The organism is Capnocytophaga bilenii (genome assembly GCF_017565765.1).
Lineage (GTDB): Bacteria > Bacteroidota > Bacteroidia > Flavobacteriales > Flavobacteriaceae > Capnocytophaga > Capnocytophaga bilenii.
The window spans coordinates 1-12,466 of record NZ_JAGDYP010000015.1; the positions used below are offsets into that span (position 1 = coordinate 1).

Annotated in this window: 5 protein-coding genes; all 5 read right to left on the reverse strand. The window is 40.6% G+C overall.

Annotation, left to right across the window (positions count from 1 at the left end):
- Positions 1 to 7,880: gliding motility-associated C-terminal domain-containing protein (locus J4N46_RS12235; protein WP_208059518.1), on the reverse strand; the 7,880-nt coding region annotated here is incomplete at its 3' end.
- A 531-nt stretch (positions 7,881 to 8,411) separates the two neighbouring features.
- The gene (gene lipB / locus J4N46_RS12240) at positions 8,412 to 9,113 is read right to left on the reverse strand and encodes a lipoyl(octanoyl) transferase LipB (protein WP_009751342.1); all 702 of its coding nucleotides are present in this window, start codon (positions 9,111 to 9,113) and stop codon (positions 8,412 to 8,414) included.
- Complete coding sequence (gene ypfJ / locus J4N46_RS12245) at positions 9,091 to 9,972, reverse strand: KPN_02809 family neutral zinc metallopeptidase (protein ID WP_009751343.1); 882 nt, start codon at positions 9,970 to 9,972, stop codon at positions 9,091 to 9,093. The genes lipB and ypfJ overlap by 23 nt, the downstream gene beginning before the upstream one ends.
- A gap of 107 nt (positions 9,973 to 10,079) precedes the next feature.
- Entirely contained in the window at positions 10,080 to 11,819 is a 1,740-nt protein-coding gene (locus J4N46_RS12250; RefSeq protein ID WP_208059536.1) for a MutS-related protein, read from the reverse strand.
- Between the two features lie 82 nt (positions 11,820 to 11,901).
- Positions 11,902 to 12,453, reverse strand: a complete 552-nt coding sequence (fic, locus tag J4N46_RS12255) for a protein adenylyltransferase Fic (RefSeq protein WP_208059519.1) — start codon at positions 12,451 to 12,453, stop codon at positions 11,902 to 11,904.
- Between the last annotated feature and the right edge of the window lie 13 nt (positions 12,454 to 12,466).

Genomic DNA, 12,466 nt, shown 5'->3' on the forward strand with positions numbered 1-12,466 from the left:
ACTACCACAGTGGCTGTGGTTGTAGTGCAGTTGCCTGCATTTAGCTTCTCACATACGCGGTATACGATTGTATAAGTTCCCGCAGGAGTATTGTTCGGCACTGTTACCTTACCTTCATCGGTAATCGTTGGTGTCGCTACTCCGCTGCCTTTAGGCGTTGCTGGTGTTACTACCGTTACGCTTACCGTACTTGTGGTGGTCGTTGCCGTACCTATATGGTCGTTGTCTATCACACTACCACTGCTAGTGCCTCCTGCCGTTACGGTTACTACATCTGGCGTTGCTACTATAGGCTCTACTGGAACTACCACAGTGGCTGTGGTTGTAGTGCAGTTGCCTGCATTTAGCTTCTCACATACGCGGTATACGATTGTATAAGTTCCCGCAGGAGTATTGTTTGGCACTGTTACCTTACCTTCATCAGTAATCGTTGGTGTCGCTACACCGCTGCCCTTAGGCGTTGCTGGCGTTACTACCGTTACGCTTACCATACTTGTGGTGGTCGTTGCCGTACCTATATGGTCGTTGTCTATCACACTACCACTGCTAGTGCTTCCTGCCGTTACCGTTACCACATCTGGCGTTGCTACTATAGGCTCTACTGGTACTACCACTGTAGCTGTGGTTGTAGTGCAGTTACCAGCATTTAACTTCTCACATATGCGATATACGATTGTATAGGTTCCCGCAGGAGTATTGTTTGGCACTGTTACCTTACCTTCATCAGTAATCGTTGGTGTCGCTACACCACTACCCTTAGGCGTTGCTGGTGTTACTACCGTTACGCTTACCGTACTTGTGGTGGTCGTTGCCGTACCTATATGGTCGTTGTCTATCACACTACCACTGCTAGTGCCTCCTGCCGTTACCGTTACTACATCTGGCGTTGCTACTATAGGTTCTACTGGAACTACAACAGTGGCTGTGGTTGTAGTGCAGTTGCCTGCATTTAGCTTCTCACATACGCGGTATACGATTGTATAAGTTCCCGCAGGAGTATTGTTCGGCACTGTTACCTTACCTTCATCGGTAATCGTTGGTGTCGCTACTCCGCTGCCTTTAGGCGTTGCTGGTGTTACTACCGTTACGCTTACCGTACTTGTGGTGGTCGTTGCCGTACCTATATGGTCGTTGTCTATCACACTACCACTGCTAGTGCCTCCTGCCGTTACGGTTACTACATCTGGCGTTGCTACTATAGGCTCTACTGGAACTACCACAGTGGCTGTGGTTGTAGTGCAGTTGCCTGCATTTAGCTTCTCACAGATTTCGTATACTAGCGTATAAACCCCTGCTGGTGTGTTGTTTGGCACCATTACTTTACCTTCGCTGGTAATCGTTGGCGTTGCTGCCCCTGAACTCTTAGGCGTTGCTGGTGTTACTACCGATACGCTTACCGTGCTAGTAGTAGTCGTTGCTGTACCTATATGGTCATTATCTATTACCGAACTACTACTAGTATCGCCCACTGTTACGGTCATCACATCTGGAGTTGCTGTAATAGGCGTTAGTGGTACTATTACCGTAGCGGTAGTAGTCGTACAGTTACCTATGTTTAGTTTCTCACAGATTTCGTATACTATCGTATAAACTCCTGCTGGCGTATTATTTGGCACCATTACTTTACCTTCGCTGGTAATCGTTGGGGTTAGCGCTCCTACACTCTTAGGTGCTGCTGGCGTTACTACCGATACGCTTACTGTACTAGTGGTAGTGGTTGCTGTACCTATATGGTCGTTGTCTATTACCGAACTACTGCTAGTATCGCCCACCGTTACAGTCATTACATCTGGAGTTGCTGTAATAGGCGTTAGTGGTACTATTACCGTAGCGGTAGTAGTCGTACAGTTACCTGTATTTAGTTTCTCACAGATTTCGTATACTATCGTATAAACTCCCGCTGGCGTGTTGTTTGGCACCATTACTTTACCTTCGCTGGTAATCGTTGGTGTCGCTACACCGCTGCCCTTAGGCGTTGCTGGCGTTACTACCGATACGCTTACTGTACTAGTAGTAGTGGTTGCTGTACCTATATGGTCATTGTCTATTACAGAACTACTGCTAGTATCGCCCACCGTTACGGTCATTACATCTGGGGTTGCTGTAATAGGTTGTGCGCCTACTACTATGGTAGCTGTAGCCGTATCGCAAGCCGTTACACTCGCTACTTTTGTACATATCTTATAACCAATAGCATAAGTACCCGACTTTGTACCCGCTGGCAGGGTGATAGTACCATTGTTGTTCAATGTAGGGGTTGCACTACCCACTACACCTATTGCTGGGGTAACAACTGTCATACTTACAGTAGCTGCTGTAGCCGTTTGTGTTCCTACATTGTCGTTATCAAGTACACTATATATAGTAGAGCTTGCTACCGCTCCGTGACTAAATGTTATCGTTTCATTATTAGCCTTTATATTTACTAAGGTAATTGTAGTTGTTTTAGTTACAACACTACCGAAATTATCTATAGCTGTAAAAGTAATTGTTACTACCGCAGCTTCACAAAGGTCTGTAGGTTTTACATCCTCGTAGTTATGGGTAAGCGTTGCTATAGTAGCACAAGCTGCCCCTGCAGTTGCTGTAGCTGCCTGCTGTAGCCAATTACCTATAGAGGCATCTACATTAGCCGCTTTACAATCTATCACTAAGGTAGGCGATACAGTAAGCGTTGGCTTAGGTACAGCATTTACTAATACTGTTACTGTCTGTTGTGCCTCACAACCATTGGTACGCTTCACAACAAGAGTATAGGTTACCGTAAGCGGACTGGTAAGTGCCACTCCGTTATAAGTAAACGTTGGCGTTGGCGTATTAGTGTTGTTTAAGAAGCCCAAAGCATTCGATGGGCTTACTGCTTTCCATTCATAGCCCACATAACTAGGCGCTTGAGAATTGTATTCAAAAGTTACACTACTAGTAGCACAAGTCGTAAGGCTGCTTACCAAACCACTAAGTTCAGTAGGAGCAGTTACTTTGGTAACTACATCGCCACAAAGACACACGTTATCCTCATTCTTAAGTACTAATAGCAACCTACATATTTTATCTTGCTCTACCTGATAGTCAAAAGTTCTTTCAGGCGAAGTAACTCCTTTGCCTAAAGTTTCTGTACTCGTATAAGTAGTAAGTTTAGTGTCGCCACTATCTACCTGACCATTATTATTGGCATCGTAGTAAAGACTCGCTACTACAGGACGCGCAATGAGAGTAGCTGAAGCCGTAGCCGCATTTGCTACCTTATATTTGATAGTAAGTTTTTCTTTACCTCCTTGTATTTCTGAGGTAGAACTTATATCCTTAAATAATAGTTCAGGACGTTCGTTTTTCACTTGTATGGTTCGTTCAAGCGATGTCCCTACTGTAAGTGAAGGACAAGTTGTAGCCGGTGGTGTTAAAGTAGTACAAGTAACCCCTGTAACTGTATCGGTAGCAAAAACCTTCAGATTTTTAGGAGTATCGCAAGCTATAACTGCATTGGCTTTTTGCACTATGTTAATACCAAGCTCAAAGAACTGCCCGTTTTTCATTCCAGCGGGTATATCCATCACCAATTCACTACCATTGCCTAAAGTACGTTCTTCACTTTGTTTTCTCACTGGATTAGCCCAAAGTGCTCCAGGTGATTTAGTAAGACTATGTAAGTAAGAAGATGTTAATTCATACCCTTTGGGAATAGTAAATTTCAAGCGTGCGTTATTTCCTACTTGGAAAGTTGGGTCGGTACTAACTATCGTTACGCGTGTTTTATAAGTTATACCTCCACCGCATAGCGAACCATTACCACTAACGTAAGTAAGCGGGTCGAGGTTAATACTATACTTATTAACATTCACTCCTGTAATCCCTGCGATAATAGCACGTGTTTTATCGCCCGATGCTGGACTTCCACAAAGATTATTACCTTCTATATCTATATCAAATGACGAACCTGCCGAAAAATTACAATCAGGTTGTACTTTGAATGTTAGCTTAAACTGTCGGTTATTAGCATTTATAGGTTCGCTAAGAGAACCTGGCAAACTACCATTTGGCAAGATAGCACTAATATCAAAAGTATGTTTATTGCCATTCACACTATGACGTATCTTATTGGCACCCGTACCTACTTGATATTTAGTACCACTACCCAATGGATATTCAACTTCTACTTCGTGGAAAGTAATTCCTGATGCCTGAGTAACGACAAGTTTAGCATCGTAAATATCACCTTCATCGGCACTATTGATTGTATAACTATAAGGTGTTTTATCACACATTGTGATGCTACCCACCTTATTAGGGTCGTTATAGCCTGGGTTTGATGGGGCAGCTGCTATTTCTTTTTTACTTTTAGCTATAGTAATTGAGAATGTAGCACTTTTATCACTACAAGTATTTCGGTAACCTGTTGTAGGGTTGCTCCAGCAGTTCCAACCTGCATATACTTTAAGGTGTAAAACAGGAGAGTTACAATTGGTAATTTTGTAGTTTATTTTGAAATAACGTACAGAGTTCTTAAGTATCTTGCCGTCATTACCTGCTTCACTCAAGAAAAACATCTTTTCTCCTGAAATGCTACTTTGTGCAGTATAAGTTCGCACATGTGCTTTTGCACTCGTAATTTCAGTTAGCGAAAGCACTTCTAAGCCCGTAACATCAGGAATAGAAACCCAACCAAAAGGAGCATCATTATCTTTTATATTTTCAATTTTTATGATAGCATCCTCTGTATTCTTAGTAGCTTTCACAGTTAGTTGCGATACAGCTTCTATGTTAATATCTGGTTTTTTACTTTCGGCAAAAAGTATAGGGCGTTCATTCAAGTAGTCAGTTGCAATAAGGCTATTAGCTGTTTCGGCATAGTGATAATAATAATCTTCATACTCTATATTAGAGCTTATAATCTCATTCATTGCCTTAGCATCAAGTCCCTGATCCCAAAAAGTCTTATTGCCATCTACTGTTTTTGCCTTGCACGATGGTTGTATAAAAACTTTTATGTATTCATTATAATCGTTCACTACGGTTATCATACCCGGTGGCAAATGCCCTGTAGTGCCTTTAGGAGGGTTTATATAGGTATAAGTTTTCCAAGTACCATCATCCACTACGGTCAATTTACTCATATCTACTGTTGCTTCTTTAGCAGCCTCTGCTATTTTATAACTATAGGTATACTTGATATTGGTAATTTGGTAAGCACTTGGCATCTTGATTGTTATCTTTTTAGTAAGACGCGCAGGGCGGAACTCTTGTGAAAAATAAGTCCCCCCAGGCTTAAACCTACGTGCCGCATAAATAAGGTTACTTCCTAATTGTACTGCATTACAACCTGAAAATTCTTTGTATTCATTGGTAGCCAACATTGATTGTGTTTCGGCTATATAGAATATAGGGGTTAGGCTAGGACCGCAGTGTTTTTCAGCAGTATGATATCCCTCTGTATGAATAGCCGTATCGGTGGTAGGATTGTCGAGCGTATAGAAAAACGATTCTATACCTGATTGTATATCCATCGTGCGGTCATTACTATTAGTGGGGTTGTTATTCTTCACTTGGTAGGTTGCCACCGCTGTAAAGGTAGCTCCTGCCGGAAGTGTACCTGCTGGCAACAAAGAAGTAAGATTCCAACGGAAGTATTTCTTACCTGCGGCATTGGTACCTCTCATAGGGTTGGTAGCAGAAGCATTAAAAGTCAGCTCTGTTCCGCCATTTACTGTTAGGGTTATCTTTTTAGGCTCTAATTCAGCTGTTTTTTCTACTTTCACCCAATAGAAAAGGTTATCAATAGATTTACCAGCGTGCTGTTGTCCTTTAGTAATGAATTCTATATCATCTAAATAAAGGGCGCGCATACGTTCTATAGGGGATACTTCGGTACGAGTTCGTTTGGCGGTCATAGTATGGTCTTTCCAACCATACGAATTATCGGCACGTTCCACTATCGTACTGAGGATGGTAGGAGCTTGTATAGAGCAAATGCCAGCACAAACTACAGGTATATTAGTGGTTTGACCACAAACTAACGGAATATCACAATAAGTGCCATCGCCATTTTTTACCATCAAATACACTGAATAGGTAATAGGCACTTCACTTCTACCATTACAGTCGTCTAAGAGAGCATCGAAGCTGAGATAACCAGAAGTAAGGTCTCTATAGGTAGCTGTATTGCTAGTAGTAATAGTTACTGTGGTATTAGGGGCTATATCGGCTATGCTAATAGGGGCTACTTCTGAAGCACCAAAAACATTTGTGCGGCGGTAAAGCTTTACGTTTTGGAGTTTTAGCCCTGCAGGAGTAGTTAGTACATACTTAAACTGACGCATATTGTCTGATAAAGTACCTTCATTTTTGAGTCTTTGGTGTATTCCGAGAGAAGGCCAGTTCATACCAGGGGCAATATAACCTGCTGAAGGCACATTCTGTACTAATTGAGCAGGAAGTTTAGAAGCGTCATTTACCCCGTTGAAATAGATACGCATAGTGCCATAATCTATCAGACGTAAATCAGATTTATCACGCCCTCCTGTACATACATTATCGTATAGCACATAAGCTCTTGGCTGTAGGCTGAAATAATTCTTAGTTGTTTTTCCTGGTTGCAGACATTGAAATTCTTGCTTCTTTTTCAAATCAAAAGCTATTTGAAAATAAGCGCCTTTTTTAAGGTCGTCTTTAAAGCCATCGCCATCTTCATCGGTAAATCCTACATTCCTTGATCCTAAAGAAGCATTAGATACAGCTGCTAAATCACTAAATTTAATGAAACGAGTATTACCCGTACCAGTGGCTGCAATAGGAATTTCAGTTCCATCAGTAGCTATTAAGCGAATATTAATAGGTTCAAAATAACTAAACCCTATAGTAGGATCTCCGTCAAAAAGTTGCACCTCTACATTATAGGCTGTTCCTTTAGGATCGGTTGTTTCATTATCAAAACGCACGTAATAAGTACCTAAAATATTGCCACAAAAGCCATCTTGCCATTTAAAATAATTAAAGGCACTGTTGCTACTATGTGTAATAATAGGTATACCTGTACTTACGCTGATATTTTTAGCGCTAGTATTCGTTTCAAAAATCACAGTATCAGTACCCCAGTGAGCTTCATAGCCAATTTGTCTACCCGCAGTACATTTTTTTACCGTATAATTTTCACTAATTGTAACGGCTTGGTTATTTGCCAAATGCACATTAGGCACTTTATACACTGTTTTACCTCCAATAACCATTGGGGTAAGCTTAGTGCCAGCATACCAAAAGCTATTGCCTACTACATCGGCAGGATAGTTTACCGAAAAATACACATCTTTCACAATACCATAACCCGTATTGCGAATAGTAAAAGTTTTAGTATGTGTACCCAAGGCATCGCTATGAGTAGTTTCGGGCAGCTGCACCGTAAGTGTAGGTGCTTTTAAATCATAAGCTGGATTATTAAAAGCAGGCTGAGAAGCTACTCCGCCTATTGTTAATACAACTTTATCTTTCAAATCGTCTAAATTGGCTAAAGCAGCCTTAGTAACCTTACGCTTGATAGCTAAAGTTATATTACTGCCTGAAGCAGCTGTTACTGTAAATCGAGGCGCAGCAGCTGTATGCCCTGTTGCTTGAGCTACAGTAGCGCCACCACCTGAAACAGTTACTGAATTGGGTATATACTCAATACCTGAAGCTAAATCAATAGCTACATCAGCAGTTGTATAACCCGTGTTCATAATAAACGTAACGGTAAGCGTCCCTGCCGAAAAATCATCTTTATCAGCAAAATGAGCTCCTGTTTCGGCTGTAACATTGCTAATAGCTACTACTATCTGAGCCTTAGCTATACCCGAAAGCAACAAAAGAGTTAGGGTTACCGAAATTGTAAAAAGTTTTTTTAAATTAAGCATTATTGTTTAATTATTAGTTGTTAGTGATTAGTTTTTAGTATTAGTGTTCTGAAAGTTATATTTAAAATCTTTTTTATAGCAGCTTTGTAGCAGTGCCTCATTACAAAAGTAATCTACTAATAATAAGGCACTTATCTCTGTATTTCCCCTGTGATTGCATTAGTTTAAGTTTAAGTTTGGGTTTTTATTACAATTTATTTTCAAAAGTGCATAATTAAGGGCAAAATTACAAAACTTTTTAGAAGTAGAAATAACAAGCAACATATTTAACACTTTTTTTAACTATAATAAAGCTCCACTTTATCTTAATTTTTTATTCTGCTTATGCTATTTTAGTTACAATGAAGAATTTTACTTTTTTAGAAAGCATAAAAAGAAAAACGAAAGAGGCTAACCAAAAAGTTTCATTTTCGGGCAAAAGAAGTTTTAAAACAAATGAACCTTTTTGTAACTCACTGATTATCAAAAATCGCTTCTCTCCCTTCAAAGGGAAAGAAGCGATGTAAATGTTTTTTTTCAGAGAGCTTCTTGTTATTTTATCAAATCTGTTTGAAAGATTTCGGCAAAATGAAGAAGAATACGTTCTTTCACTTCGGCAAGAGGGATAGTTGCTTTAGCCAGCTCTACATTCAGGGAAGTTACAGCCTTGCCTCGTATGCCACAAGGAATAATATTATCAAAATAACCCAAATCGGTATTTACGTTTAGGGCAAAGCCGTGCATAGTTACCCAGCGCGAAGCACGCACCCCCATAGCACATATTTTGCGGGCAAAAGGCGTACCTACATCTATCCAAACCCCTGTTTCGCCTTCACTGCGTTCTCCTTTAAGTCCGTAATCGGCAAGGGTAAGAATTATAACCTCTTCAAGCGAACGCAAATATTTATGAATATCGGTAAAAAAGTTATCCAAATCCAATATAGGGTAACCTACTATCTGCCCGGGACCGTGATAAGTAATATCCCCTCCCCTATTAATTTTGTAGAAAGTAGCACCCTTATCTTGCAATGCCTGTTCGTTGATAAGTAAGTTTTCTATATGCCCACTTTTCCCTAGCGTATATACGTGTGGGTGTTCTACAAAAAGAAAGTAATTATTGGTAGGCAGCGGGGTTGCCAGCGTTTTATTATTTGCTTTTTGAGCTACAATTTCCTGAAAAAGCTGTTCTTGGTAGTCCCAGCATTCTTTATAGTCCTTAGTGCCTAAATCTTTAACGACGAGCTGTTTGTTCATAGATTGTATTGATATTTCCTTCTCTAATGTCACCTGTATTATAGCCTTTCATAAACCAGTATTTTCGTTGTTCAGACGTACCGTGTGTGAATGAGTCAGGCACCACGTGTCCTTGCATACGCTTTTGTATAGCGTCATCACCCACGGCGTGAGCAGCACTCAAAGCCTCGTCTATATCATCAGCATCGAGATATTTTTTGTTGTGGTGTGTCCAAACCCCTGCGTAGAAGTCGGCTTGTAGTTCTTGTGCTACAGACCATTTATTCGCTGCCGCTTTGCTAAGCCCTTGTTCTTTGCGCCTCACTTCTGCCGAAGTGCCTAAAAGAGTTTGCACGTGGTGTCCTACCTCGTGCGCCATTACATAAGCAATAGCAAAGTCGCCTCCTTTAGCACCAAAGCGTGTTTTGAGTTCTTCAAAGAAATCCATATCCATATACAATTTGTGGTCTGCAGGACAATAAAAAGGACCTACAGCTGAAGAAGCTGTACCACAACCTGTATTTACTTGTGAGGTAAAAAGTACGAGTTTAGGGTCTTCGTAAGTTCCTAAACCGTTTTCTGAAAATATTTTTTGCCATACATCTTCAGTATCTGCCAATACTGTAGCCGTAAAATCGCCTATTTTCTTTTGTTCAGGGGTAAGTTCTACTTGTTCGGTAGGAGCACCCCCTTGTTGGGCACCGCCAGCCACTTGGTTCACTACCGAAGCCACTTGTTGCCCTGTTTCGCCCCCAAAAAGCTGTAGCAGTAGTACGATAACACCTATAATACCACCACCCGCAATGAGTTTGCCGCCACCACCGCGCAGCCCGCGTCTGTCTTCCACATTATTACTTTGTCGTCTTCCTTCCCATTTCATAGAATTATTTTTTTTTTAATTATTAAGTTTTTGCAAAGATATAAAATAATTAGTAATTAAAAGGCTTTTAATGATTGATTTTTTCAATAGATTCATCAAGAAACTGCCTATAGCTCGCTCCTAATAATCCCAAGCTTCTCCATCAAGAAAGTCGCATTTTTATTTTGGCAGATACCTTCGCGCAGTTTGTAATCAAAGGAGAGTTCGCCCTCGTGAATATACGACTCAAAGGATTTATTTTGCAGTTGCTCAGGGTAACGATTGGCAGTTTTACACACTTCTATATCGTGAGTAGCAACAATGCCTATTGCCTTTAGCGATAGCAGTCGCTCTATAATTTTTATAGTGCCGTATTGTTTGTCTTCAGAGTTAGTACCGCGTAATATCTCATCCAATAATACCATACAGCGTTCACGCTTCAGGGCAGTCATAATTTGCTCTATACGATTTATTTCAGCAAAGAAATACGACTTTCCATCGCTTAGTGAGTCTGATAGCCGCATCGATACGAATAGAGGAAGAGGGTGTATAGCAGCCTCACGAGCACAAACAGGCAATCCCACCTGTGCAAGCAGCATATTTACCCCCAATGTACGCAAAAAAGTACTCTTCCCCGACATATTCGAGCCTGTTAAGATAATAAAATGCGCCTCATCAAGCGTAATATTGTTGGTAATACGCTCATTTTCGGCTATAAGAGGGTGTCCTACATCTTCAAAACTAATTCTGTACTGATTGTTGAAGGTAGGATATACAAAATGCGGATTGTTGTAGGCAAAGTTAGCAAAACTACACAACACTTCGGTTGCAGCTACCGTTTCAAGCCATTGCGCTATGTGTGTTCCATAGGTTCGCTTCCACTGCAAAAGAGCTCTATAGCGATGAAGGTGATAAAAACTAAAAATATTGAGAGGAATAGACACCAAAATATTACTTACACTATCCAAATCGTCCAACAAACGTGATAATTGAGCTATATGGGTACTTGCTCGTTCGTTTTTTTCAGGAAAATGAGTCTCTACTTGTGCAATACATTCTTTAAAAGCGTAAAGCATAGCATAAGTATGTTCAAAACCGAGTTTTTCTTTGCTCATTTTCCCTATAAAAGAGAAAAAAACAAGCATATTAAGTGTTAAAAGCAGTTTCCCTATCGATTGTAGCAGCTGATAACCAAAACCATAGCCTATTACCAAAGCTGCCACAAGAAGTATAGGAGCTATGATACTATAAAGCACTATCCCCTTATGTAGAGGTGCAGCAGCACCAGTAGCCCATTGCTGTAATCTTTGGTAAAGTGAGGCACTATCGTCTATTTGCGAGGCGTGTGCCATAAAGCGCTGTCGCCAAGCCAATTCAGGAGTAAGTTTTTTTATTTCTTTTTGTTGCTCTTCAATAGCCGAGCGGTTGGGAACTAAAAGACGCTCTGCCAAGAGCTTACGCCCTAAAAAAGTGTGAGTGCGATTCAGATAATGATAGAGTGATTGCTCGCCCAGCACATCTAAATCGTAGGCGTATGGGTGGTTTTCCACCTGAAAAGCAGCACCGTTATCGGCAGGAAAAACACGCTGACTGAAAAAAGCTATTTCTTGCTCGTTAATCTTTATAGTAGCTTTGGCAATAGCCCGTTGGGTAGCGATGTTTTTATGCTTTACAATCAGCGCAAAAAAGCCTATTATCAGGCACAAGGCAGTAGCAGCCCACCACCACGAGTTTTCGCCAATCGCCTTATAAATAGTAAGCCCTCCTAATACTATGGCAAGTACCCGTAGGAAGGCAATAATGTTATATTGTTTGTGATACTGCTGATAATGCAGCTTCGCAGTTTCTAATCTTTCCTGATATATCATCCCCACAAATTCAAAATTCAAAATTCATAATTCCCCCCGCTGGCGCAAGCTTGCAGCTTGTGCCCAATTCACAATTCAAAATTCATAATTCATAATAATAGGATTGTGCAATGCCTTTGAAAATAACTTCGCGGTCATCTACTTTATCGGTGAGGGCAGGTTGTAATAAAAAACGCAATTCTAAATCGTTGATAGGGCTGCGTTCCATTGCTTGCAAATAAGCTGCTTTATCTATTTGTTGCCAATCTACTACTTTTTGTAGTCGTTTTTTGAGTATTAGGTCTAACCATATACGCATAGAGCGCCCATTGCCCTCCATAAAAGGGTGTGCAATGTTCATTTCTACATATTTAGCAATGATTTCTTCAAAAGTATTTTCAGGCATTTGGTCTATTACAGGCAAAATAGCGTGTAAAAACATAGGATTAGCAAAACGAAATCCCCCTTTGCTAATATTTAGATGCCGTATTTTGCCAGCAAAATCGTATAACCCGTCAAAAATATAGCGGTGAATATCACACAATCCTCGTGTAGTGCCTACTTCAATACGATTAATAGCCCCACTTTCAAACAATTGATAGGCTTTTTGCAAACTTTGCGCGTCTGTATCATTTAAATTACCCAATTGTCCCATCCACTAATTCAAA